The organism is Kitasatospora sp. NPDC058162, from assembly GCF_042884005.1.
In the GTDB taxonomy this organism is placed as follows: Bacteria; Actinomycetota; Actinomycetes; order Streptomycetales; family Streptomycetaceae; genus Kitasatospora.
The window spans coordinates 451313-476155 of sequence record NZ_JBHVUS010000001.1; the positions used below are offsets into that span (position 1 = coordinate 451313).

The window sequence follows — 24843 nt, forward strand, 5'->3', positions numbered from 1 at the left end:
TCCTCGGTCCCGGAGACACGGTCACTTGTGTGACGCGGCGCCGGGCCGTCCTTCATCGCTCCCGGCCTGGCCCCGGCCCGGCCGGGGCCAGGCCCGTGACAGGGCGCTGAGGACGAGCGGGCCGTCGCCGGGATTGCGCAGGCATCGCGGTGTCAGTCCGGCGAACTCCAGCACCGCCCCTTGCCGGAATCCCGCCGATGCGCCGCTCCAGCACTCGATCTCCAGCTCGCCGATCTCGACGACGACCAACGCGTCGGCCCACTCGGCGGCCCGGAACGGCAGCTCCTTCCCGGGTTCCAGGACCGTCGTGCGCAGCCGGAAGCCCCCCGGGCAGCGCGCGCCGAGGAAGGAGAACTGCTCCTCGCCGTCCATCAGCCGGCCCTCACCCGTCCCCTCGCCTGTCCCGCACGCTGCCGTCGGCCCGGCGGCGCAGCGTCGCGGGCAGCGCGAAGGAGGCGAACACCTCCGGCTGGCGGAAGGTCGCGATCTCGGTGACCGCGCCATCCTCGACCCGGAGCACTCCGATCCCGAACCGCTCGTGGGCCGGCCTGCCGGGCGCGCGCCGGTACATCGCGAACGCGGGCTGGTGGTTGGCCGCGGTGGGCAGCAGGAGCCAGTCCGTGCCCAGCTCGCCGAACACGTGGTCGCGGAAGAACACCTCGATGTCGTCCCGCCCGGCGTACCAGGTGGGCCGCGGCGGCATCACGAACCGTGCGTCCGCGCGCAGCAGGCCGACCAGTGCCGTGGTGTCGGCCTGCTCCCAGGCGGCGATCAGCTTGCCCAGCAGTGCCTTCTCGTCGGCGCTGGGGGCGGACGTCCAGTCGGCGCGGTCCGGCGGCAGGTGCTCGGCGAGCGTCGCGTGCGCGCGCTGCAGCGCGCTGTTCACCGCCGCCTGGGTCATGCCCATGCTGGCCGCGGTGGACTTGGCCGACCAGTCGAGCACGTCGCGCAGGATGAGGACGGCGCGCTGCCGGGCCGGCAGCCGCTGGATGGCGGCGAGGAAGGCCAGCTCGATCGTCTCCTTGGCCGTGACGACCGCCTCCGGCTCCGCGTCCGGCGGAGCCGGGGCCGCCAGCAGCCGGTCGGGGTAGGGCTGCAGCCAGGGCACGTCCAGCGGCGGCGCCGGCGCACCGCGCGGGTCGGCCGGCCCCGACACGTCCGTCGACCAGACCCGCGCCCGGCGCCGCCGCAACGCGTCCAGGCACGCGTGTGTAGCGATCCCGTACAGCCAGGCCCGGAACGGGGCACGCCCGGCGAAGCTGTCCAGCCGGGCCCAGGCCCGCAGGTACGTCTCCTGCACGGCGTCCTCGGCGTCCTCGACCGAGCCGAGCATCCGGTAGCAGTGCACCTGCAGCTCATGACGGTACGGCTCGGCGAGCCGGGAGAAAGCACCCTGATCACTGGCGCGCACGGCATCCACCAACGACTCGTCCATGGAGGTATGACGCGCGGGAGGGTCGGAATTCATCGGTGGCGTCCATCCGTAGGTGCGCCCGTGATCGCGCCCGTGCTTGCGCCGGTGATTTGCGCCGGTCCGACGGCTCGGGCTCAGTAGATGATCGAGACGATCCGGCAGGCGGCTTCGGCCAGGTCGCGGTCGCCGTCGATCCGGGCGCGGGCCAGGGCCGCGTCCGGCTGGACGCCACGGGTGCACAGCCGCCAGGCGGTCTCGGTGTCCAGGGCGACGAGCGCGGCGGGATCGCCGGTCGCCGGTTCGGCGAGCGACCAGCGCTCCGCGGTGGCAGTCGCTGTCCACGTGCCGCCGGCCCGGCCGTCGATCCGTACCTGGACCTGGGTGCCGACCGGCGCGGTGACCTCGCGCAGGGTGTGCGGCAGGGCCCGCAGGAAGGTGTCCAGGACGACGGCCAGGGGGCGCGGGTCGGGGTCGGTGTCCTGGCCGGTGGCGTGGCGGATCTGCTGGCGGTGGGTCCAGAACTCGGTGAAGTCGCGGGCGGTGTCCAGCCACATCGGCGACGGGTCGATGCCGGCCCAGGACACGCCCATGGACGGGGTGTCGGGGTCGGTGGCCTCGAAGAACCGGGCGCACTGCCCGCCGATCAGGTCGAGGGTGTCGGTGAGCGCCGCCGGGCTGACCCGGCTGTAGGCGTCGACCCACTCCTGGTTGATGCGGTGGATGAACGCCTCCAGGGTCTCGCCCGGCGCGAAGGCGGGTCCGTCCCGGTGGCCGTCGCGGTCCCGGGCGAGCCGCCCGTAGAAGTCGCCCAGGATGTGGGCGGCGAGATCGCGCACCGTCCAGCCCGGCAGCGCCCGCTCGGCCCAGTCGGCGGGTGCCAGGCCGCGCAGGGTGGCCATCAGCGCGGCCTGCTCGGGCGCGAACAGGGGGCGGGCGTCGATCGGATCACCGAGCCAGTGGTGGCTCGGCAGGTCGGTGAGCTGGGCATTCATGCCCCCACCCTGCCCACCGGGTGACTGATTCGCCAGCGAATATCCCGTTAGGGGTGGAGCTGTCACCTGCCCTGCCCAACCCGGGAGCGCCGAATCCGGACGCCTGCCGGCCATCCGTCCGAGCCACTTCACGGGCCAGGGCACCACCACCCGCGAAGGGGCCGCCGGAGAGAGCCACACCGCGGCGGCGCCACAGGGCGCCCTACCCTCCCGCGGAGAACCGGCCCCGGGTGGATGGCGCCGTCAGGCCCCGAGGCGGTTGATCTGCGCGGTGGGGAGGATGTGCGGTGCGGCGCCGTCCAGGCGGGTGGCGGCGATCATCGCGCGTCCGAGCAGCTCGGTGCTCGTCACGTAGCGGGGTGCCACGCGGCGCAGGAGCGGGTAGAGCGGGGAGGTGAGCGTGTAGAAGACCCGGTACCAGGTGGTGCCGGACGTCTCGCCGTGTACGGGCTGGATCATTCCGGGCCGGAACATGTAGGCGCGCATGTCCATGGCCAGCAGGGCGTTCTCCGTCCTCCCCTTCACCCGGGCCCAGTACGTGCGGCCCTGTTCCGAGCTGTCGGTTCCTTCGCCCGACACGTAGACGAACGTCAGCTGCGGGTTGTCGGCGGCCACCACCCGGGCGGCCTCGACCGTGTAGGTGTAGGTGATCAGCTCGTACTCCGACCGGCTCCTTCCGGCCGCGGACACGCCGAGCGTGTAGAAGCAGGCGTCCGCCCCCGCCAGGTCCTTCGCAAGCGGGGACAGGTCGGCGAAGTCCGCGTGGATCACCTCGCGGAGCTTCCGCTCGTCTCGGCCGAGGGACCGGCGGACCACGGCGATGACCTCCGTCACCTCGGGGTCCTCCAGGCAGGCGCGGAGCACGCCCTGCCCGACCATGCCCGATGCGCCGAAAAGGATGACCTTCACATCGACACTCCTTCTGTGCTGCGGCTCCGCCGCCCGATGCCGGGCCGGGCGATCCGGCGTCCGGAACGGTCTCGTTCGGTTCGGGCGCCGGAAGCCCGGTCAGCGGCCGCCATGGCCGTCACGTCCGTCGTGGCCGTCACGTCCGTCACGTCCGTCACGTCCGTGGAAGATCCCCCAGCTCAACCGGCCCTGCCGGCAGGCGTCCACCCAGAGCGGCAGGTTCTCCAGCAGCCCCGAAACGTAGTCCGGTCCGATGAGCCGGCGGAGCTCCGGGGCCCTGCGTTCGGTCTCCTCCACCAAGCGGAGGTAGTGGGTGAGGAGTTGCCCGCTGTCGTCGTCGAAGTCGACCCGGAGCGGGCCGACTTCGGCGGACCGCTTCAAGTAGTAGCCGGGGGTGGCGAGTTCGGCCACCTCAAGCCGCGCGACCACCGCCCGCAGCGCCTCGGGCGCGACCCCCTCGGCGGCCATCACATCGGTGAAGACCACCTCGCCCCCGGGCCGGAGCACCCGGGCGACCTCCGCGAGCAGCCGGTCCCGGTCGGGGCTGTGACAGAAGGCCTCCTGCGACCAGACGACGTCGAAGTGGCCGTCCGGGAACGGGATGTCCTGGAACGAGCCGGTGACCACCTCGATCAGCCCGTCGAGCCCCTGGTCCGCGTTGGCCCTGCGGTGGTGCTCGTTCTGCCGGTCGCTGATGTTGAGAGCGACCACCCGGCATCCGAAGCGCCCGGCCAGGAAGCGCGTCGCGCCGCCGTACCCGGACCCGAGGTCCAGCACCGTGACCCCGGGGCGGGCGAGCCGGTCGGCGACCTTCGCCGCCACCCGTTCCACGGTGCGCCGGGACGCCGCCGCGATCGACTCGCGCGCATCGAGGTAGCTGCCGGTGTGGATGTCCTCCCCGCCCCACACCGTGGCGTAGAAGCCGTCGACCTCGGCGCTTCCGTAGTAACGACGCGCCGTCTCCACCGCGCCCGCGGCACTCTGCTCGGCCATGGCTCCATCCCTTCGCTTCGCTCCGCTGTCGATCGCTGACTCTACGTCATCCCTCTGACAACGGGCCGCCGCTCGGCCTACCCGTCCAGCTCCTCCGCCCAGCGGCGGCTCCAGACGTCCAGCGGGCCGAGCGCCGCGACCAGCTCCTCGCCGAGCGGGGTCAGCCGGTAGAGCTCGCCGTCCCGGGTGAGCACCCGGGCCTCGGCCAGTTCGGCGAGGCGGACGGTCAGCACACTGGAGGACATCTGCTCGCACCGTCGCTGCAACTCCCGGAACCCGCCCGGCGATCGGCTGAGCTCCCAGAGCACGCGCAGCGCCCAGCGGCGGCCCAGCAGGTCGAGCGCGGCCATCACCGGCCGCCCCGAGGCCGAGCCCCGCACGGGCCGGCCGGGGCGCGGCGGACCCGCCGCCGGGCGGGCTTCGGAGCCGCCCATGGGCACCCTCCTTGCGCTTCGGTTTTCGAAGCATCATAGTGGCGCTTCGGAAACAGAAGCACCCGGGAACCGACGCCAGGGAGTGCCCATGCCGCGCATCCAGCCGCTCGAACCGCCCCACCCCGCCGACGTCCAGCGGGCCCTGCTCCGCTGGATGCCGCCCGGCGCGCCGCACGAACCGCTCGCCCTCTTCCGCGTCCTGCACCGCAACCCCGAACTCGCCTCCCGGATGTTCGCCCTCGGCGCCGGACTGCTCGGCCACGGCCTGCTGCCTGCCGCCGACCGCGAACTCGTCATCGCCCGCACGACCGCCCGAGCCGGCTGCGGCTACGAGTGGGGCGTCCACGCCGCCACCCTCGCCCGGTCCGCCGGTCTCACCGACGACCAGCTCACCGCCACCGCGGCCCCCACCATCGGCCCGGAGTGGACGGACCACCAGGCCGCACTGCTGCGCGCCGTCGACGAACTCCACGACACCGCCGACCTCTCCGACCCCACCTGGACCGCCCTCACCACCCACTACGACGACGCCCAACTCCTGGAACTCCTCGTCCTGACCGGCTGGTACCGCACCATCGCCGTCCTCGCCAACGCCCTCCGCCTCCCCGACGAACCCTGGGCAACCCCGCTCCCCGGCAGCTGAGCGCGCCGCTCAACACCTGGGCCCACGCTCAAAAGTCGGTCGCGACGGCCATCCCGGCTGTGGAACGATCCCGGGCACGCACTTGGCTACCGACGGTGTCACCCCGGTCCAGCAGTTCGTGATGGTCGATGACCTCGGACCGGACAGCGGCTACTTCTGCGAACTCACCGACCCGCTGTTCCTGGCACCGGGTGACCGGATCCTCTTCGACGGCTTCAAGTCGAAGCTCATCGTGACCCGACGGAGCGGTGAGACCTTCTCGCCGGCCGGGAAGTGGGGAGTTCGCTGCACCCACGGCCACGCACGCTTCTGAGCCCCGTTCTTCAAGGTCGGACCGGGCCAGTGGCGACGTGCGGCACCGGGGTCACCGACCGCCCCGGGCAAATCCGTTGGCACCGAGAGCCTTCAGCCGACAAGACTGCGCGGGTGAACACGCCGTCGCCGCTGCCCGGCCCGCTCCCTCTGCCGGTACCGGACCCGCGTGTCCGCGACGTCGTCCTCGACCATGCGGGCATGGACGCCTTGGTGGCCGACTTGGTTCTGCCCGGCGGCGCGTCGATGTACGTCCTGAGCACGTTGGAAACGTCCCGCGAGCTCATCCGGCACTCCTACTACCGGTACGAGTTCGCCACCGTCGCCGTCACCCATTCCCTGTTCGCCCTGGAGCACGTCCTTGCCGAGCGTCTGGGCGTCAGCGAGCCGGTCCAGGACCTCATCGAGCGGGCCGCCGGTGCAGGGCTCCTCCCGGCCGAACTCGCTGCCGAACTCGACCGCAGCCGGCTGCTGCGCGACAAGCTCACCCAGGGCGCTGTGACAAGTGCCGCCCTGGGCCCGGTCAGGGCTATCACCATGGTGCGTGCCGTCTTCGATGCTGTTTCGCTGCTCCTTCCCCCACCGTCTGCGGCAGAGGCGGCAGCCGTCGACATGAACGGAGCGCGGCCTGAAGACCGACTCGCCCGGCTGTGGGAGGAACACCGGCGCGCCCCGTACCCGGACAGCTTCCGCGGGATCGACGTCGAGGACGTGGAACTGATCCTCCTGGACGCCGACGTCGCCGGCCTCATCCAGCGAGAGCTGACCGGTGGGCTCGACGACAGTGGCATCGCCATCCTCTGGGCTTGCATCGCCGACCTCGAGAAGGTCGTGCCCCTGATCAACTCGGCTTGGACCGACCGGCAAATGGATCGCTTGAGGCGGCGGGCGGTGGGGCGCCTGGCGCCACCTCAGCGCGGTCTGAGGCCGTCCATGAGCAGGTCGAGCAGGCGTCGGGCCTGAGCGGGTTCTCCGGACTTGGCGGCGACGGCGAGCATACCGAGGATGCCGGCGGAGACGTCGTCGGCGCGAGCATCGGCGCGGATGTCCCCAGCGGTGGAGCCGGCGTCGAGGATCGTGGCAATGGCCGACAGGAGTTCCTGTCGAGTGTGGGCGAGGGAGATTTCGCCGGAATCGATCATGGCGAGCAGGGTGTCGGTCATGCCGTGCTTGGTGGCCTGCCATTCCGCGAACAGGTCCATCCACAGGCGCAGCGCCTGCGCGGGCGCGTGGCCGGCGAGCAACTCGCGTGCCCCGGCCGTCAGTCGGACGACCTGGTCCTGATAGACGGCGTCGACGAGCGCCTCCCGGGTCGGGAAGTGGCGGAAGAGGGTGGCGACGCCGACGCCCGCCTGTCGAGCGATCGCGCGCATCGATGGCTCGGTGTCGGAGGTGGCGAAGGCGTGGGTGGCCGCCGCGAGCACAGTCTCGCGGTTGCGCGCGGCATCGGCGCGCGGCTGGTGGGCTGCCGGGGACGGTTCGGTGGCCATGTCTAAGCGGATCACGTTCCATTTGAGTCGGTCCTGGCGGTAGTCTATGTCGGAGGCAAACGGAACACGTTCCGATTAATCCTGGAGGAGACTCATGACCGAACCCGCTTCCGCGCCGGGCATCATGCGCACGGTGCGCTTCCACGAGAACGGCGAGCCCGTCGACGTCCTGCGCCTGGAGACCGTCCCCGTGCCCGAACCGGGGCCCGGCCGCATCCGCGTCGCCGTGCACGCGTGCGGACTGGCCCCGGCCGACTGGGCGCTGTGCCGCGGGCTCTTCCCCGGGAGCCTGCCGCGCGGCATCGGCTGCGACGTCTCGGGCACCGTCGAGGCCGTCGGCGCGGGCGTCACGGACGTGGCCGTCGGCGACCGCGTGTTCGGCACCGCCGACTTCGCCGGCCAGCCGAGCGCCGGCGCGGCGGACCGCGCCGTGCTGGACCATTGGTTCGCCGTACCCGAGGGCCTGGACCTCACCCGGGCCGCCGCGCTCCCGATGGCGCTGAGTACCGCGTCCTGGCACCTCGCGCGACTCGGCTTGGCCGCGGACCGCACGATCCTGGTCAACGGTGCCGGAACCACCATCGGCTACGCGGCCGTGCAGATCGCCCTCGTCCGCGGGGCGCGGGTGATCGCGACCGCCGGGGAGACCTACGCCGAGCAGTTGCGCGACCTCGGAGCCACGGTGGTCGGCTACGGCGAAGGCCTGGCCGAGCGGGTCAAGGCCCTCGGCATCGGCCAGGTCGACCTCGTCTTCGACACCGCGCCGCCGGGCGGCGCCCTGCCCGAACTCGTCGAGATCGTCGGCGGTGATCCCAAGCGTGTGCTGACCTGCTCCGACGTGGCCGCAGCGCCGGAGATCGGGGTGCGCGACACCTTTCACGAAGACCCCGCGAAGCGGACCGATGACGAACTCTTCGGCGTCTTCCCCGAGTTCGCCCAGCTGGCCGCCGAAGGCAGGTTCACCGTGCCGATCGCCGCAACCTTCCCCCTCGCGGACTGGCGCAAGGCCCTTGAGATCAGCCTGACCGGGCACGCCCGCGGGAAGCTCCTGCTCCTGCCCGCCGTCGACGCCGACTAACCGGAGAGACCACCCGGGCTCGAGACATTCACCGAACTCAGAGCAAGCCCGACCGCAGGCCGACCCAATGGGCGGGGCGCCACCCGAGAATACGACGCCCCCGGAATAAGACCGACCGGCGATGGGCACTGAAGGGCTGGGGCGGGCAGCAACGGGCACGCGGCCCTACGCGACCATGGAGCTCTCTACGTTCTGTGACCCCGAAGGACAGCCGTGCCCGCGCTGCCATCCTGCCTGCTCGAACCCCTCTGGGACCAATTCGCCGCACTGCTGCCCACACGACCGGAGTTCGCTGCGGGCCACCCACTCGGCTGCCACCGCCGCAGAGTCCCCGACCGAACCGTGTTCGAACACGTGGTGCTCGCACTGGTCCACGGTTCGGGCTACGAGCGCCTCGCCAGCCACGGATGCTCGGGCCGCACCATCCGTCGAAGACTCAAAGAGTGGGCGGAGCAGGGCATTTCCGAGGCCGTCCACGCTCTCGCGCTCCAGGCGTACGACCGCATGATCGGCCTGGAACTGTCTGAGATATCCGTCGACGGCTGCATCACCAAGGCCCCGTGCGGCGGCGAGCGTGCGGGCCGGTCCCCGGTCGACCGCGGGAAGCAGGGCCTGAAACGCTCGATCGCCACCGAGGCCCATGGCGTCCCGCTCGGCCTGGTCGCCGCAGGGGCCAACCGCCACGACTCGCCTCTTCTCGGGCCGACCCTCGAGGCCGCCATCGGGCAGGTCGGGCCCCTGCCTCAGGACGTGAATGTCAACCTCGACCGGGGCTACGACAACAACAAGTCCCGCACTCTGCTTCAGGAGTTGGGCTTCACCGGTGAGATCGCCCGCAAGGGCGTACCCTCCCCAATCCAGGCCGGCAAGCGGTGGATCGTGGAACGAACGCACTCGTGGATGAACGGCTACGGCAAGCTGCGGCGCTGTACCGAGAGGAACGGCGCGGTCGTCGAGTTCTATCTCCACCCGGCCGCCGCACTTGTCACGCTCCGCACGCTGATCCGCCGCGCAACCACCCGTTACCGGTGGGGCGGCCGCCCCACCACACGGCGCCTCAAGTGAGCCATTTGCCGGTCGATCTTACTGCACCTCCTACTTCGCGAGACTTCGGACCATGGCCAAGCTCGCAGCAGCCCGCTACACCCCCACCGCGACCTGACACGTGGAGCCCGAATCGGGCTCTCCCGCACCACTCGTCAGGGCTCGGGACTCAGGGCTGGGACAGCCGCTCTTCGTAGGGCGGGCAGGACAACCACGGATCATCGAGGCTCTACGGGGCGCAGGGCGGTGTCGTTCAGAGCTTTTGTCCGGCTGGATGCCGGTTCAGGTGGCCTGCACGGAGGCTCGGTTGCTCAGGTTGAACCTGGTGAGGGCGCGCAACGCGTCCACGCACACCAGGGCTCCCCGCAGAGCGGGTCAGCTGCCCGGATGGGCGGCCGCCCAGCCGTTTTCGAGCAATGCGAAGGCCTCCTCGGCCGCGCGGTGCGGTTCGGCGTGCCGCAGGATGAAGCCGCGGGCCTCAAGGGCGAAATGGGCCAGGGCGGCGCAGCTGACGTCGCCCTCGGGGGCGCCGACGTCCTTGGCGATGGCCCGCGCCAGGGCCGCTTCGTAGCGCGTCCACATGCGGTGGGCGTAGTCGCGTAGCGCGGGGGTCTCCTGTACCAGGCGCGTGAAATCGGCGAACCGCGGGTCCGTGGCATGTACGGCGAGCTGGGTCTGATTGAGCAGGATGTGCTCGCGCAGAGCCTGCGGGATCGACGTGCCGGGGGTGCGGTCGCTCACGGCGGCGACGAGCGCCGCCTCCAAGTCGTCGTCCTGGTCGAAGACCAGGGCTTCCTTGCCGGAGAAGTGCTTGAACAGGGTGGTCACCGAGACGTCGGCGGCGTCGGCGATGTCCTTGACGCCGACCTGGTCGTAGCCGCGGTCGAGGAAGAGCTCGAGTGCGGCGTCGGCCAGGGACTGGCGGGTCTGGGCCTTCTTGCGCTCGCGGCGCCCGGTCGGTTCGGTCACGTGCATACCGTACCCCAGGGTGGAGCGATTGCAAAAGTTGAGTCGTTGCACTTATTTGGTGAGTGTGCTTTCTTGGTGGGGCCGGACTTCCCGGCGGCTCACCCACCTCTCGAGGGACACTCCCATGAACCCTGCCCGTGGTCCCCGCATCGCGATCGTCGGCGCCGGCCTCGGCGGCCTGACCTGCGCCCGAGTCCTGCAGCAACACGGCCGCTCCGCCACCGTCTTCGAACGCGAGGCCGCCGCCGACGCCCGCCCGCAGGGCGGCACCCTCGACCTGCATCCCGACACCGGTCAGGCCGCCCTGCGCGCGGCAGGGCTCCTCGACCGGTTCCACGCCCTCGCCCGCCCCGAGGGAGAGGAGTGGCGCGTGCTCGACTTCGCCACCGCCGCCCTCCTCGCGCATCAGGGGCCTTCCGCCGTCGGCGGCCGACCGGAGATCGATCGAGGCCAACTGCGCGATCTGTTCCTGGACTCGCTCACCGAGGGCACGGTGCGGTGGGACCGCGCCGTCACCGGGGTCACCCCGCTGCCGGACGGCACCTGCCGGCTGCTCTTCGGTGACGGCACCGCCGAGGACTTCGACCTGGTGGTCGGTGCCGACGGCGCCTGGTCACGCGTCCGCCCAGCCCTGTCGCACGCCGTTCCCGGCTACACCGGTGTCACCTTCGTCGAGACCGGATTCGACCACTGCGACACCCGCCATCCCGACCTCGCGCGGCTGGTCGGCAACGGATCGATGCTGGCGAAGGGCGTCGGCAGGTCGTTGGTCGCCCAGCGCAACAGCAACGGCCACATCCGCGCCTACATCGCGCTCCGCGCGCCCGAGGACTGGCACGTGACTGCCGGTATCGACCTCGGCGACCAGCGGACCGTGCGGACGCACTTGCTGAGGATGTTCGACGACTGGGACGAGAGCCTGCGCTACCTCCTGCGCAACAACGACAGCGGGTTCATCAACCGGTCCCTGTTCGTCCTGCCCGCCCCGCACACCTGGGAGCACGTTCCCGGCGTCACACTGCTCGGCGATGCCGCGCACCTGATGCCCCCCGTCGGACTGGGCGCCAATCTCGCCATGCTCGACGGCTCCGACCTCGCCCACGCCCTCGTCACCGAATCCAACGTCGACGATGCCGTCCGCGCCTACGAAGGCATCATGCTGCCGCGCTCGACCGAGGCCGCGACGGGCAGCGCGCAGGGACTCGACCACCTGGTTCCCGCAGCGACCTCGTGAGTCGGCTCCACCACCCGGGCCGCGCGGCCGTTCCTGCGTCGATCATGTGCAGTCCCGGCGGTCGCATCCGCCGCAGGGCGGCGGCGTCGGAGAGTCTGTCCGTGGGTGGTCTGCGAGTGCAGGGCGTCGAAGTGGCCACGGTGTCGGCCAGGTCGAGTGGGGCAGCAGCTCCTGTGGATCCATCATGAGTCGGTCGTGCCCGTCCAAGGCCGGTTGGAGACACCGATTTGGGCCTGAGTGGTGCATTCATGGCTGTCCAGGGACGGTCCTGTCAGCTCGGAGCAGGGAACAGGGATTCCTGGGTGGCCCGGTGTCATTCCGTTGCCCCTCTGGCTCGCATCTCGAGCACACCCCCGGTAACCCTGCCGCCGTCCCAGGAGCACCGGACGAGTGATCACCGGGCCCGCCCGTTCGAAGCCGGACGGTGAACGGCAAGGTCAGTGCTTGCGGCGGAACCAGCGGGAGCGCGGGAGGGAGTCGGTGTCGGCATCGCCCGTGGCGACGGCGAGGCGGTGCAGGATCGTGTCGTTGCCCTCGGCCGTCAGGACCGACCGGATCGCGTCCAGGTCCGCGCGGCGGGTGTCGGCGACCACGGCGATCGCCATCGCCTGGTCCTCGGGGAGCCGGGTGCGGCCCAGCAGGTGCAGGAAGCGGCCGACGTGCTCGCTCGAACGAATCACGCAGAAGCCCTCGGTCAGCCGGTCGCGCAGCTCGGGACCGACGCGTTCCCCGGCCAGCTGGACGAGCAGGCGGACCGCGTCCGAGGCGCCGGTCTCGGAGCTCGCGAGTTCGTCGAGGAGCAGTTCGGCGGCGCGCGGGTGCTCGGCCTCCAGCAGCTTGCGGATGAGCGCGGCCGTGGCCCCCGTACCCATCGTTGTGCGGGCGACCAGCCTGGCCGGTTCCGGCACGTACGCCGGCCCGTGCGGCCATGGGGCGGCCTCCAGCAGTGCGCCGAGCCGGGCGGTCGGCTCGTGCGCGAGGAGTGCGTCGACGATCCAGACGGCTTCCTCGCGCTGGCCCCGGTTGGTCAGGATCCGCAGCGTCGCGGCCAGTTCGGGCGCCGGCCGGGCGGCGGCCAGGAGGCGCCGCAGTTGCTCCGGGAGGTTCACATCGCCCAGGTCCGCCGTCCTGGTCAGCAGGTCGGCGGCGTCCGGCGGAAGGCGGAACAGGACGGCCGTCGCCAGGCGGGCCCTGAACCGGACCGGCGAGGCGACGATCTCGGGGATCGGTCGGTCGGCCCCCAGCGCCGCGAGGACCGCCGCCCAGTCGATCTCCACCGGGGAGGCGAGCAGGTCCCGGTACCAGGTCACGACGACCTCGGTCCGCCAGGCATGGTGGAGCAGTGCGGCCGCGAGCATGTACCGCCCCAGGGCCTGCAGCCGGGTCCAGGTGGCGGAAGCGTTCGTCGACCCCGCGAGCATCTCCATGATGTCGGTGACCAGCTGGGGCGACGCCCCGCCCTGGACGACGTGCTCGATCAGCTCGACGGCCTGCGCCGCCTCCAGGCTGCGCGCCAGGGATCTCAGTGCCTGCCCTTGCGGAGGACTCCGCCGGTCCAGGTCGAGGAACAGGCCGCCGACCGCACTCCCCGAACCCGTCCACGGCGCGGCGCCCAGCAGCGCCGTGCCGAGCTGGTCATCGCCCCGGCGGAACAGCCCGTACAGCACCGCCCGGCACCGGTCCGCGTCGACCGCCTGCGCGTACCGCACGACGCAGGCCTCGGCCGCGCTCCTCGTCCCGTAGGGGCTCGCCAGCACCTTGACGACCTCCCGCACCGGCCGGTCGCCCAGGGCCCGGCAGGCCGCGTCGAAGTCGTCCCAGGTGCCGACCTGGAACATCATCAGGAACGCGGCCACCGCGTCCGGCGGCTGGGTGCGCACCGCCGTGTCCCGGACGAGGTCCGCCACCGGCCTGCTGCCGTCCCGGCGCAGCTCGGCAAGCAGGCCGTGGAGCGCCAACGGCCGCACCGGCGCGCCGTTCCCGCACGCCGCCAGCAGGCACTCGGTCGCCCCGAGCCGCCCGGCCGCCTGGAACAGCTCGGCGGCGTTCGCCCACACCGCCTTGGAGACGCCCTGGGCCACCCGGCCCCCCGGCCGGGCCTCCCGCAGGTGGACGATCCGGCGGACCGCCTCCTCGGGCGAGCCCGCCGTCAGGTAGCGGTCGAGCAGCTGGTGCACGGGCAGCGGCCCGCTGGACGGTTCGGCGTCGGCATCGAGGGCGAACAGCAGGTCCGCCACCTCCACCGACGTCCGCAGCTCGACGGTGCGGGTGAGCAGGTGGGCAGCGCCCTGAGGTGAGGCCAGCTGCTCAGCCAGTCGCGCCACATCGGGGATGCTCCACCGCCGGGCCGCGCCGTCGAGCAGGTGCCGGCCGAACTGCGGATACCGGCCGACGAGCAGTTCCTCGGCGAGGGGCGCCAGGAGCAGCGAATAGTTCTCCCCACACTTGCGATCGAGCAAGGCCCGGGCCTGTTGCCCGTGTCCCCCGCCCTCCAGCCAGACGGTGAGCCACACCAGCTGGCGCTCGCTCCAGCGGTACGCGATCCGCCCGATCAGCAGGCTGATCCCCGAGTCCCAGCCTCGGTCGAGGAGGACGGCCAGCACCTCTTTCAGGACCTTGTCGTCACCGTCCGCGAGGCAGGCCACCAGCTGGGCACCGATCCGTTCGCGCAGCGCCGGGCGGCCCGGCAGCTCGACGAGTTCGGCGAGTTCGGCGGCGGGCCGGCGGCTGCGCGCCACCCGCTCCAGGATCGCGTGCTGCTCGTTGAATCCCGCGCCCTCCAGCGTGGTCAGCAGGTCGGCCAGGGGGCGGTGCGCGAGCCCGTCCCACCAGAGATGCCAGACCGTGCCCGGGAGGCGGTGGCCCTCCAGCATCACCCCCAGCAGGTTGAGCCCGGCCACGGGGTGGCGTTCCGCGAGCATCGGCACGGCCTGGCCCAGCAGGTCGCCGTCGCCGCCCTCCTGAGCGGCCCGGAGGAAGGCCTCCACCTCGTCGACGCCTGCCCGGCACAGCGCGGTGAGCACCAGCGGAAGCAGGTCGCTCAGCCCGTCCCTCCGGAGCAGGACCGCCAGGCCGGCCGCATCGACCGGGCGGAACGGCTCGACCGCGCACTGCGTGACGGCCGTGGCGTCCTCCTCCGCTCCCTCCTCGTGCAGCCGCTTCACCAGCCCGTGCAGCGCGCGCGGTTCGAGGTGGGCCGCTTCCTCCAGGACCGTGCGCAGCTGCCCGTCCCGGCCGGTGCGGCGCAGCGCGGGCAGGATCAGGTGCCCGTCCGGGCGCCGGGTCACGGCGAAGCGGAGCACGAGAGCGACGTCCTCGTCCAGGCCGACGCGTGAGGCTGACGGTCCGATCGCTGACGGTCCGATCGCCAGCCACGCGACCAGGCGATCCATCGGCCCGGAGGCGATCGCCGTCAGCACGGCGACCCGGTGCGCGTCCCGTCCGGCCTCGGCCAGCAGGGCGAGCAGCTGTTCCATCGCCGACAACTCGTCGGTGGCAGCGGCCTGCTGCACCAGGCGGTCCGCCTCCGAGCGGAGGTCGGCCGCCTCCAGCGCGTCCAGGAGTTCGGGCAGGCCCGCCGGCGACCGTCGTGCTTCAAGTACCTGATCTGCCTCGGCGGCGAGTCCGACATCGTGCAGGCCGCGCACCAGGGCGACCAGTTCGGACGCCGGCAGGCCGCCCGCCATCCCGGCCACGGCCGCACGCAGCAGCCCCGCCGACTCCGGCGGCAGACCCGTCGCGGCCAGCAGCGCCGGCAGTTCCCCCACCGGGCGGGCGACGGACGCCAACTCGACTAGCAGGAGGGCGAGTTCCGGTCGAGCGGAACCGTGGAGAGCGCCCGTCAGCTCGACCAGCGGCCCGACGGGCCGTCGCCGCGCCGCCGCCGTCCACATCGCGTCGACCGCCGTGCCGAGCTCCGCCACGCCGCTCAGCGTCAGCAGGCCGGACGTCGGCCCGACGACGGCGAACTCCTCCAGGTACTCCGTCCGCCCGGTGGTGAGCACCTGGTGCAGGGCGTCCGCCATCAGCTTGGCCGGGTCCTTGGCCGGGGCCTTGGCCACCGGCCGGAGCTCCGGGCCCAGTTGCGGTTCCGGTTCGCCCTCGACGCGGGCGGCAGCAGGTGTGGTGAGCGCCTTGAGCTCCCCGACGACCACGAACTCCGTGTGCACGGCCTCGGTGAGCACCCGGACTTCCTGTGGCCTGCCGCCCTTCCGGTGCTCGCGGTGCAGCGCGTTGACCCGCTGCTGCACCCCGGCCCGCAGCTCGTCCAGGTGCAACGGTCCCTCGTGCGAGACGAGCACCTCCCGCACCGCCCGGGAGAACAGGCTGAACGAGCCGTCCGCCGAGCCGGCCGTGGAGTCCTCGGCGGGCACGAAGCGCGCCAACTCGCCCGGTGCGCAGGCGTACAGGCGCGCGACGCGACGGCTCGCGACGGCGCGCATTTTGCTCGGGGACCAGCCGGGCGGCGGGCCCATGCTGTCCCGGATGCCCTGCCGGCAGGCGTCGATCAGGAACAGCACCTGGGCGGCGGCGGTCTCCTGCAGCCCCTGCTTCCAGTCGATCGCGATGCACCCCGACCAGTACGGTCGCTGCTGCGGGTGGATGTCCTCGGGCACCAGGTAGTCCTGCCCGTCCACGTGGGTGCCGTGCCCGCTCAGGCAGATCACCAGCCGCTCCCCCGGCACGGCACGGGCGAGGAAGTCGCCCACCTCACCGTTGACGAAGTTGGCCGTGACCTGCCCGCCCGCCCGGGGCCGGGGCAGCCAGACGTCCGCGCCGCGCGCCTCCAGGGCCTTGCCCAGGCTCGCCAAGTCCTGGTGCACGAAGGGCAGCGAGTCCCTGCCGTAGTCGGCGGCGCCGATCAGCAGCGCCGAGAACCTCCCCACCCCAGTCCGTCACTTACCGAAGACGAAGGTGATCCCCCGGGTGCCCTGAACCTCCGACGTACCGACCAGCTGGACGCCGCCCTTGGCGGACACCTCGAAGCTCAGCTGCACTTCCTTCAGCGGCAGCGGGCCGCCCCGCTCGGCGATCTTCCCGAACATCGCCTGCAACGAGTCGACGGTCTGCTCCAGGTTCGTCCGCAGCGTCCCGATCGGAATCCGGCGCAGCACCGCCTCCCGGTCACGCCGGAACATCCCCATGCTGTCGCTGTCCCCGGCCGCGTCCTCCTCGCCCTCGGTCACCCAGAACACCAGCGACTCGGACTCCGCACCGTTCTCCGGCTCGTCCACCATTCCCCCACACCGCCCCAACGATCATGGCTGCACGTCGACTTCGACGATCGAACGCTGCCACAGAATAGCCCCTGGACGCCCCCGGCGTGGCCACTCGCGCCGGGGCACGACGGCGTCGGGACGTGGCACCTCGGCACCGCTCCCGAAGCAGGCGCGCAGTTTCTCGGCGACGTTGCTCGGCAACAAGGGCCGCCGGGCGGCCCGCCCGGGTGACCGGCCGTGCTCGACGTCAGGACTTCCGCCAGAACCGTGACTTCTTCGGCGCCTGCTGGACGGGCCTGCCGACTGCGGCGTTGAGCCGCCGCCACAGGTCCTGGCTGCCCGGCCCGTCGATGACCTGGCCGATCTCCGCGAGCCATCCCTGAGCGCTGCCTCTGCGCAGCATCTCGTTCAGGTTGATCCTCCATGCCGTCGCAGTGACCGCTGTCGTGAGGTCCTCGTCGAGTCCTGCGGCACGGTGCAGGTGGTACAGGAACCGTCCAACCTCGCGGCCCGGACGACTCTGGCCGCAGAAGTCCCGAACCAGTTTCGCGCGAACGTCCGGCCCCACGCCGCCGGCCGCCAGCTCGGCGATCAGGTACGCCGCGAACGCACCGTCCGACACCAGGACCGAGAACTCGGCGATCAGCCGCTCGGCGGCCGTCAGGTGCCCGACGGAGAACAACCTGACGACCAGCCAGGCCGGGGTCTCCCCGGCCCGGATCGTCATGTCGACCAGCGCCGCCACGGCTCCCGTCGTCCTACCGGTCGTCCACGGCCTGGCCTCCAGGACCGCGGCGACACGGGCCGGCGGCTCGTCGTGGAGGAGGGCGCCGACGATCCGGAGGCCGTCGTCGCGCCGCGCACCGTCCAGCAACGACTCGATGATCTCGACGAGTTCGGCCGCCTCCCGCGCGGCGGCGAGGACGCGGCACACCTCGGCCGCACGCAGCGGGGCCTCGTCGCCGCCCAGCGCGGCGAGCTCTTCCAGCAGCTCGACGGCGTCCGCCGACGGTCGGTAGAGGGCGGCCACCGCCAGCGTCACCCTCGCCCGTCCCGACGCCACGCCCGCCTCGCGGACCGGCACGACCAGCTCGCGGATCGGCCGCTCGGCGCCCGCCGCCCGCAGGATCGCCGACCCGTCGATCTCCGGGGAGCTCGCGGACAGCGCGCGGAACCAGGCCCCGAACTCGGTGGCCGCCGGCACCCGTTCGAGCAGGGCGACCGCGTGTCCGAACCGGCCGAGGCCGTGCAGACCGGTCCAGACGGCGAATGCGTCCTCCGCGGCCCCGAGGGCGCCGAAGAGCGAGGAGACCAGATCGGGCGACGCACCGCCCCGAACGACCTGTTCGAGAAGGGCGATGGCGTCCGCCGAGCCCAACCGGCCGACCCGATCGAGCAGGACCGCCGGTACGGCCCGGCCCCGCCGGTCCACCGCGAGCAGCAGACCGGCGCTCGGCTCTCGCGACCGGGACCACTCGGCGGCGTTCAGGACCTGTTCGACCAACGGGTACTCCTCCCGGTCGCACAACTCGACCAGCACTGCGCGGCACCGGTCCTGGTCGATCATGAACGTGTACCAGTCGACGAACCTCCGAGCGCCGCCCAGCCGTCCGGAGAGACGGACCAGCACGTCGCCGACCTGCCCCGCCGGCCGCTCGCTCACCGCCCGGCAGGCCGCCCCGAAGTCCTCTGTGCTATGGCTTTGGAACAACCCGACAGCCAGGCCCAGCTCCTCCGGCGCCATCGCGCGCAGCACTGCGTCGCGCACCCGCTCAGCCTCGGGCTCGCTGCCGGAGCGCCGCAGTTTCGACAGCAGGTCCAGGAGTCGTACGGCGTCCCCCGCCCGACCGCTCCCGAGCGCGGCCACCAGGGTCTCGATGGCCTCACCCGACCCGGCTTTCCCCGCCGCCTCGAACAGGAAGGGAGCCCACACCCACACCACCTCGGCGACGCACCGGGCCACCCGGCCCCCGGGCTGCGCGACCCCGAGGGACCCGATCCGGGTCAGCGTCTCCCCGAGCGACCCCGCCGGCTCCAGATACCTCCTGACCACGTCGCGCACCGTTTGCGCCAGTGCCTCTTCCTGCGGCTCGGCGTCCAGCCCGAGGAGGACCTCCGCCGCCAGGGCCGGCGTGCGCCGGGCCACCGCCTCGGTGAGCAGGTGAGCCACGCCTTGGAGGCACTCCTGGCCGACGACCGGTCCACCCGCACGGGCCAGACAGCTCGCGAGCGCGACCACCTCGGCGGCGGACCACTTCTCGGCGGCCTCCTCCAGTGCGTACCTGCCCAGAGCCGGGCTCGGACTCGTCAGCAACAGCGTGGCGAGCACGCTCACGGACACCGTGCTCCGCGCCTCGCAGACCCGGGCGAGGAGGGACCGGGCCTGCCATGCCTGCCCCTCGTCCTCCAGCCAGAGCGCGAACCCGGCCTGCCGTCCCTCGCCCCCTCCCTCGGCGATCCCCCCGATCAGCAGGCGGGCCCCCGCATTCCAGTCCCGCGCGACGAGTGCGGCGAGCGCGCCCCGCACCTCGTCGTCGCTGCGCGCGAGCAGACAGGACGCCATCTGCGCGCCGATCCGCCCCCGCAGGGCCGGCCGGCCCGGCATCTCCACGAGTTCGGCGTACTCCTCGGGCAGTCGGACGACCGCGGCCACCCGCTCCACCAACACGGGCCGGTCCTCGTCCCGGGCGCGCTCCAGCATGGTCAGCAGGTCGGCCACCGGACGGACGACCAGGACGGCTCGCCGGAGGTCGATGGGTACGGCACCGGAGCCGTCGCGGTCCAACGCCTCGGTCAAGGTGTCGAGTTCCCGCAGGGAACAGGACTCGGCCAGCTCCACCAGAGCCTCGCCGACCAACCGGTCACCGGTCTCCTGCGCCGCCCGGAGGAAGACCGCCATCTGCTCCACCGGCACTCGGCACAGCGCCGCGAGGACGGGCCGGAGCAGTTCGTCCGGCCCGTCCGCCCGCAGCAGGTCCGCCAACTCCGCCGCCTCCACCGGGCGGAACGGCGCGATCGCGCACCCCAGGACGGCCCGGACGTCCTCCTCCGCCCCCATCGCGTGCAGGCGCCGCAGCAGCCCGTGCAGGCGCGCGGGCGCGAGCCGCGCCGCCTCCGCGTGGACCCTGCGCAGCGGGCCGTCCAGTCCCCGCGCCCGCAGCGCGACCGGCAGCAGATGCCCGTCACCGCGCCCTTCGACGGCGATCCGCAGCACCCGTACGGCGTCCTCCTCGCCCCCGGCCCGTGACGCGGCGACCGCCGACCACTCGACCAGCCGGTCCAGTGACCCGGCGGAGATCGCCGCCAGCACGGCTTCACGATCCCGGTCCCGTCCGGCCCCGGCCAGAACGGCCAACAGCTGCTCCACCGAGCGCAGTTCGTCGGCGTCGGCCGCCTCCAGCACCAACCGGTCGACCTGGTCCCGCAGACCCGCCGCCTCCAGCGCCGTCAGCAGCTCCGGCAGCTCCTCCAACGGCCTTGCCGCCCGGAGCAGTTGCTCCGCCGTGGCGGCTCGGTCGACGCCGTACAGGCCGACCGCGAACCCGACCAACTCCGGCGCGGGCAGGCCGCCCACCACCCGGACCACCGCGGCCCGCAGCGGCGCCATCAGCTCGAACGGCAGTCCGCCGTCCGCGAGCAGCAGCGCCGACAGCTCCTCCACCGGACGGGTACCGACCGCCGACTCCACGATCTCCCAAGCCAGTTCGACCTGCCCCTCCCGATGCACGACCGCCGCCAGCTCGACCAATGGCCCGACCGGCCGCCGCCGTGCCGCCGCCGCCCACATCGCCTCGCCCGCCCAACCGGGCAGCCGGTGGCTCAACTCGACCAGCCCGGACGGCGGCCCGCCGATCGCGAACTCCTCCAGGTACTCCGTCCGCCCGGAGGCGAACACCTGGTACACCACGTCCGCCGCCAGCTTCACGTAGTCCGTGACGGCGGGCGCCTTCCGCACCGGCTCCGGCTCTGGCGCGCTCGCCGCCGGAGCCTCGACCTCCGGCACCTCCGCCGTCCGCCGGGCCTCCACCACCACGAACTCCGACCGCACCACATCGGTCAGCAGCCGGACCGCCTGAGCCGCACCGCGCCGCCCGGTCTCCCGGTGAAGGGACTCGACCTTCTCCTGCACCTGCTCACGCAGCTCCTCCAGGTCCAGCGACCCGTCGTGCGTGAGCAGCACGTCCCGCACCGCCCGGGAGAACAGGCTGAACGAACCGTCGTCCTCCGTCCACGAAGGCCTCGCCGCAGGCGCGAACCGCGCCAACTCCCCTGGGGAACACGCATACAGCCGCGCCACCTTGCGCCCGGCCACCGCCCGCACCTCGGCCGTCGCCCAGCCGACCGGGCCGGCCATGTAGTCCCGGACGCCCTGCCGGCACGCATCGATCATGATCAACACCTGCGCGGCCCGGGTGCGCTGCAGCTGCTCCTTCCAATCGATCGCCACACAGGCCGACTTGTACTGCACCTCGGGATGAATGTCCTCGGGGACCAGGAAGTCCTGCCCGTCGATGTGCGTGCCGTGCCCACTCAGGCAGATCATCAACCGGTCCCCCGGCCGGGCCCGCTTCAGGAACCCGTTCACCTCACCGTTCACGAAGTTCGCGGTGACCTGGCGCCCCTCCCGCGGCCGCGGGCGCACCACCTCCACCCCGCGCTCCCGCAGCGCCTCACCCAACTTCTCCAGGTCCCGGTGCACGAAGTGCAGCGACTCACCCTCACCGTAATCGGCGGCCCCGATCAACAGCGCCGAGAATCTCCCCACCCCGCCCGTCCCCCACCCACCCCAACCACCGGCCCGACAAGCCGACTTCAGCCATCGACCACCCCAAGAGAATAGCCCCGCCCGGTCCGAACCTCAGTGCTCGGGCTCGAGCTCGAGCACGAGACCGGGATCACGGTTCACCGGACGCGGCCCCCCGGGCGTGCGCAAGAATGCGCGCTGTGGCACTCCCCGACCTCATAGGCCCCTACCGCCCGCTTCGACTCATCGGCGCGGGCGGCATGGGCACCGTCTACTACTGCCTTCGCCCCGGGACCGGGCAGCCGCTCACGGTGAAGGTGCTCCATGCCGACTGGGCGCAGGGGGCTCAGTGGTCCGGGACGGTGTATGCGGTGCGGATGCCGCCGTGGACGGGGAGTTCGGAGGCGGTCAGGTAGCCGGAGTCCGGGCCGGCGAGGTAGGCGGCCGCGGCAGCGATTTCGTCGAGGGTGGCGAAGCGGCCCATCGGGATGTGGGCGAAGCGTCGGCGGGTCTCCTCCTCCCCCATCCGTTCGAACATGGCCCGGGTCTCCGGGGCCTCGACCGGGCCCAGGGCCAGGGTGTTCACGCGGATGCCGCGCCGGGCGAGGTGCGTGCCCAGGTCGCGCCCGAGCTGGGTCACGGCGGCCTTGGCCGCGGAGAAGGCCATCTGGGCGGTGGCGGCGCCCATGCCCGCGAGGAAGGAGCCGGTCAGCACGACCGAGCCGCCGGGGTTCATCACCGGCACCCCGTAGCGGCAGCTGAGCACCGCGGGGGTAAGCACGGCCCGGAAGACCCGCTCCCAAACTTCCTGGCTCGTCTCCAGCAGCCCGTGGTCCTCGCGGTCCATCGGGCCGGCGTTGACGTGGAGCACGTCGACCCCGCCGAACTCCGCGTGGATGCGCTCGAACGCCAGGCGTGTCTCCTCCTCCACCCGCAGGTCCGCCTCGACCACCGGGAAGGGGACGTCCAGCGGCTGCCGGTCGATGCCGACCACCCGCCCGCCCTCGGCGGTGAGCCGCGCCGCGACCGCCCCGGCGATGGCCCCGCCAGCACCCGCGATGACGCAGAGCCGCCCGCTCAGCCGTCCCTGCTCCTCGCTGTTCCCGCCCACGGCCGCCCCTCTCGTCGTTTCCCGCCACACAGCATCACATCACCTGGCACCCGACCACCCCGAAGACCTCACCGTCGGCATGGCATAGGGTCCCGGACGTGCCACAGCTGATGATCGACGCAGGACCGACCGCCCCAGACGCCCTGGTGACCCGCACCGGCGGGGTACCCCTGGCCCCGCCGGGTACCGAGTGGCCCACCTGCGCCTCGTGCGACGGTCCGCTGCAGTTCCTCGCGCAGGTCCTCCTAAGCGACGTCGACAACAGCACCGGCAGCGCGGAGCAGGACCGCGGGATCCTCGCCCTGTTCGCCTGCCAGAACGACCCGGGCATGTGCGACGACTGGGCCCCCACCGCCGGCGGCAACCGCGCCCTGCTCCTCCCCACCACGGACCTGCGGCCGCTCCCCCTGCCCAGTCTCTCCGTCGACGAGGCGGTGCTCGTACTCGGCGCCGTCCGGGCGGTGACCACGGAGCACGAGGACGCCCCCGACTACGACGACGCCCGCGAAGCGTGGGCAACCAGGACCGGGCGCCCGGACCCCGCCGTCCTCGGCCAGCTCGGCGGAACACCGGCATGGATCCAGGACGACGAGACACCCCTCTGCCCCGGCTGCCACCACCCCATGCCCCTGGCCGTCCAACTCGAAGAGGGCCCCGACCACTACACCGCCATGAACTTCGGCGGAGGCGGCTGCGCCTACGCCTTCACCTGCGAACCCTGCACCCGGGCGGTCCTCCTCTGGCAGTGCTGAACCACCGGTTCGTTCTCGGCGCGATGCTTTCTGCGAGAACGAGTCGAGCTACGGCCCCTCCTGGGTATCGGGTCGGCGGCGTGCGAAGAGGATCGCTCCGAGCGTGCTCTCGGCTGAGCTGAGAGTCATCTGCGCCTCGACCGTGAAGCCGGCATCGTCGAGCCAGGCGGCCACTCGGCCGGGCTGACGGCGATGGATGTGGATCTTCATCGGGTGGCCGCCGTAGCCCTGCGTCTTCAGCCGCGACTCGTCGCCGACGTGGAAGCTGAGCAGCAGTGGACCACCGGGCCGCAACACTCGCCGGAACTGCGCGAGGACTAAGCCGATCTCGTCGTCGGGGACGTGGATCAGCGAGTACCAGGCGACCAGGCCCGCCAGCGAGGCATCCGCGAGATCGAGGTCCGTCATGGAACCGACTTCGAACCGCAGGCCGGGGTGATCCCGCCGAGCCACCTCGATCATCGCGGGCGACAGGTCGATCCCGAACGCGTCCACGCCCCGTTCATGCAGGTGGGCCGTGATCCTCCCCGACCCGCATCCCACGTCCGCGACCGGCCCCCTGCCGGTGGTCTCCACGAAGTCGGCGAACAGCTTCAGGGCCGTGCGTTCGTAGGGCGTTCGGTCCAGGAGGTCGCGCACCTGGTCCGCATAGCTGGTGGCGACAGTGTCGTAGGACGTCCGGGTGTCCGCCAACCAGCCTGCAGTGTTCATGGCCAGCCACCGTAGTCCACTGACCGAGGCGTGCCTGCCGAGACGCGGGCCGCCTGAGTAGACTGCGCCGGAATGATCGGTATAGACGCTCGTTTCGTTGGCATCCCCGAGCTGGTCGGGACCCCGTCGGTGGCGGTCGTGGTCGACGTCATGCGTGCCTTCACGGTGGCCGCCTGGGCCTTCTCCCGGGGGGCGGAGAGGATCGTTCTTTCCGAGTCGCTGGATGACGCTCTGGCGCTCAAGGCCCGCCACCCGGATTGGGTGGCACTCAAGGACGGTCCGCCCGCGCCCGGGTTCGACATGGTCAACTCGCCGGGCATGCTGCGGTCTGCCGACCTTCGCGGACGCACCGTCGTGCAGAAGACCACCGCAGGAACGGTCGGCGCCCTCGCCGTCAAGGATGCCTCGATGGTGCTGTGTGCCGGCTTCGTGGTGGCGGAGGCAACCGCTCGGCTCTTGCGGACGCGCAAGAGCGACAGCGTCACGTTCGTCGTCACGGGCGAAGACGGACAGGCCGACGAGGACCTGGCGTGCGCCCAATACATCGCTCGCAGAGTCACCGAAGAGGAAACGGACGCTGCCGAGTTCCTTCGCCGCGCTGCCGATTCACGCGCTGCTGCGGAGCTCGCGGAGGGCGTGCGTCAGGGAGTGCACCCCGATGACGTCGCACTCTGCCTTGAACTCGACCGCTTTCCCTTTGCCATGGTGGCGGCCATCGAAGACTCGCTCCTGGTCCTGCGTCCCCTCCCTTCGCAGGCCGACGACGCTGCGATCTGATCAACAGGCCGACATCC

At 72.2% G+C, this 24843-nt stretch carries 21 protein-coding genes; 8 read left to right on the forward strand and 13 right to left on the reverse strand.

Going from position 1 to position 24843, the window contains the following annotated elements; genetic code table 11:
- Window positions 1-21: 21 nt before the first annotated feature.
- The 6 genes from ACFVXG_RS01880 to ACFVXG_RS01905 form a co-directional block, all read right to left on the reverse strand.
- A complete protein-coding gene (locus tag ACFVXG_RS01880; RefSeq protein WP_387923313.1) occupies window positions 22-372 on the reverse strand; it encodes a hypothetical protein in 351 nt (116 codons plus the stop codon).
- A 10-nt stretch (window positions 373-382) separates the two neighbouring features.
- Entirely contained in the window at window positions 383-1435 is a 1053-nt protein-coding gene (locus ACFVXG_RS01885; RefSeq protein ID WP_387923315.1) for an RNA polymerase subunit sigma-70, read from the reverse strand.
- 113 nt (window positions 1436-1548) lie between these two features.
- Window positions 1549-2406 carry a maleylpyruvate isomerase family mycothiol-dependent enzyme gene (locus tag ACFVXG_RS01890; RefSeq protein WP_387923317.1) on the reverse strand — a complete coding sequence of 286 codons (858 nt, stop codon included), beginning with the start codon at window positions 2404-2406 and terminating at the stop codon, window positions 1549-1551.
- A gap of 243 nt (window positions 2407-2649) precedes the next feature.
- Complete coding sequence (locus ACFVXG_RS01895; RefSeq protein ID WP_387923319.1) at window positions 2650-3315, reverse strand: NAD(P)H-binding protein; 666 nt, start codon at window positions 3313-3315, stop codon at window positions 2650-2652.
- Between the two features lie 99 nt (window positions 3316-3414).
- Window positions 3415-4308, reverse strand: coding sequence for an SAM-dependent methyltransferase (locus tag ACFVXG_RS01900; protein ID WP_387923321.1), 894 nt, complete (start codon window positions 4306-4308; stop codon window positions 3415-3417).
- A 77-nt stretch (window positions 4309-4385) separates the two neighbouring features.
- On the reverse strand, window positions 4386-4742 hold the full coding sequence (locus tag ACFVXG_RS01905; RefSeq protein WP_387923323.1) for a winged helix-turn-helix transcriptional regulator: 357 nt from the start codon (window positions 4740-4742) through the stop codon (window positions 4386-4388).
- A gap of 88 nt (window positions 4743-4830) precedes the next feature.
- On the opposite strand from ACFVXG_RS01905, the gene ACFVXG_RS01910 reads away from it, so the two are divergent.
- The 3 genes from ACFVXG_RS01910 (at window position 4831) to ACFVXG_RS01920 (ending at window position 6660) form a co-directional block, all read left to right on the forward strand.
- Complete coding sequence (locus ACFVXG_RS01910; RefSeq protein ID WP_387923325.1) at window positions 4831-5385, forward strand: carboxymuconolactone decarboxylase family protein; 555 nt, start codon at window positions 4831-4833, stop codon at window positions 5383-5385.
- Between the two features lie 82 nt (window positions 5386-5467).
- Window positions 5468-5698 carry a hypothetical protein gene (locus ACFVXG_RS01915; RefSeq protein ID WP_387923327.1) on the forward strand — a complete coding sequence of 77 codons (231 nt, stop codon included), beginning with the start codon at window positions 5468-5470 and terminating at the stop codon, window positions 5696-5698.
- A 113-nt stretch (window positions 5699-5811) separates the two neighbouring features.
- Window positions 5812-6660 carry a hypothetical protein gene (locus tag ACFVXG_RS01920; RefSeq protein ID WP_387923328.1) on the forward strand — a complete coding sequence of 283 codons (849 nt, stop codon included), beginning with the start codon at window positions 5812-5814 and terminating at the stop codon, window positions 6658-6660.
- Here the strand turns inward: ACFVXG_RS01920 and ACFVXG_RS01925 are convergent.
- Window positions 6609-7187 (reverse strand): TetR/AcrR family transcriptional regulator, encoded by a 579-nt coding sequence (locus tag ACFVXG_RS01925; protein WP_387923330.1) that lies wholly within the window; start codon window positions 7185-7187, stop codon window positions 6609-6611. The genes ACFVXG_RS01920 and ACFVXG_RS01925 overlap by 52 nt on opposite strands.
- Window positions 7188-7311: 124 nt before the next feature.
- Between ACFVXG_RS01925 and ACFVXG_RS01930 the strand changes: the two genes are divergently transcribed.
- Both ACFVXG_RS01930 and ACFVXG_RS01935 read left to right on the forward strand, forming a co-directional pair.
- Entirely contained in the window at window positions 7312-8265 is a 954-nt protein-coding gene (locus tag ACFVXG_RS01930; protein WP_344440947.1) for an NADP-dependent oxidoreductase, read from the forward strand.
- A 213-nt stretch (window positions 8266-8478) separates the two neighbouring features.
- Window positions 8479-9330, forward strand: coding sequence for an IS5 family transposase (locus ACFVXG_RS01935; protein ID WP_387923332.1), 852 nt, complete (start codon window positions 8479-8481; stop codon window positions 9328-9330).
- 354 nt (window positions 9331-9684) lie between these two features.
- Here the strand turns inward: ACFVXG_RS01935 and ACFVXG_RS01940 are convergent, their stop codons facing one another.
- On the reverse strand, window positions 9685-10278 hold the full coding sequence (locus ACFVXG_RS01940; protein WP_387923333.1) for a TetR/AcrR family transcriptional regulator: 594 nt from the start codon (window positions 10276-10278) through the stop codon (window positions 9685-9687).
- Between the two features lie 124 nt (window positions 10279-10402).
- Between ACFVXG_RS01940 and ACFVXG_RS01945 the strand changes: the two genes are divergently transcribed.
- A complete protein-coding gene (locus ACFVXG_RS01945) occupies window positions 10403-11512 on the forward strand; it encodes an FAD-dependent oxidoreductase (protein ID WP_387923335.1) in 1110 nt (369 codons plus the stop codon).
- Window positions 11513-11949: 437 nt separating this feature from the next.
- On the opposite strand, the gene ACFVXG_RS01950 is transcribed toward ACFVXG_RS01945, so the two are convergent.
- From ACFVXG_RS01950 to ACFVXG_RS01965, 4 genes are all read right to left on the reverse strand, one after another.
- Window positions 11950-16398, reverse strand: a complete 4449-nt coding sequence (locus ACFVXG_RS01950) for a caspase family protein (protein ID WP_387923337.1) — start codon at window positions 16396-16398, stop codon at window positions 11950-11952.
- Between the two features lie 9 nt (window positions 16399-16407).
- Window positions 16408-16749, reverse strand: a complete 342-nt coding sequence (locus ACFVXG_RS01955) for a hypothetical protein (protein WP_387923339.1) — start codon at window positions 16747-16749, stop codon at window positions 16408-16410.
- 229 nt (window positions 16750-16978) lie between these two features.
- Window positions 16979-21496: a caspase family protein gene (locus ACFVXG_RS01960; RefSeq protein WP_387923341.1), complete on the reverse strand. Its 4518-nt coding sequence runs from the start codon at window positions 21494-21496 to the stop codon at window positions 16979-16981.
- A 325-nt stretch (window positions 21497-21821) separates the two neighbouring features.
- Window positions 21822-22586: an SDR family oxidoreductase gene (locus ACFVXG_RS01965; RefSeq protein ID WP_387923342.1), complete on the reverse strand. Its 765-nt coding sequence runs from the start codon at window positions 22584-22586 to the stop codon at window positions 21822-21824.
- 98 nt (window positions 22587-22684) lie between these two features.
- Here ACFVXG_RS01965 and ACFVXG_RS01970 point away from each other — a divergent pair, with 98 nt between their 5' ends.
- Window positions 22685-23338, forward strand: coding sequence for a DUF1963 domain-containing protein (locus ACFVXG_RS01970; protein ID WP_387923344.1), 654 nt, complete (start codon window positions 22685-22687; stop codon window positions 23336-23338).
- A gap of 48 nt (window positions 23339-23386) precedes the next feature.
- Here ACFVXG_RS01970 and ACFVXG_RS01975 read toward each other — a convergent pair whose 3' ends face one another.
- Entirely contained in the window at window positions 23387-24049 is a 663-nt protein-coding gene (locus ACFVXG_RS01975; RefSeq protein ID WP_387923346.1) for a class I SAM-dependent methyltransferase, read from the reverse strand.
- Between the two features lie 81 nt (window positions 24050-24130).
- Between ACFVXG_RS01975 and ACFVXG_RS01980 the strand changes: the two genes are divergently transcribed.
- A complete protein-coding gene (locus ACFVXG_RS01980; protein ID WP_387923858.1) occupies window positions 24131-24826 on the forward strand; it encodes a 2-phosphosulfolactate phosphatase in 696 nt (231 codons plus the stop codon).
- Window positions 24827-24843 lie beyond the last annotated feature (17 nt).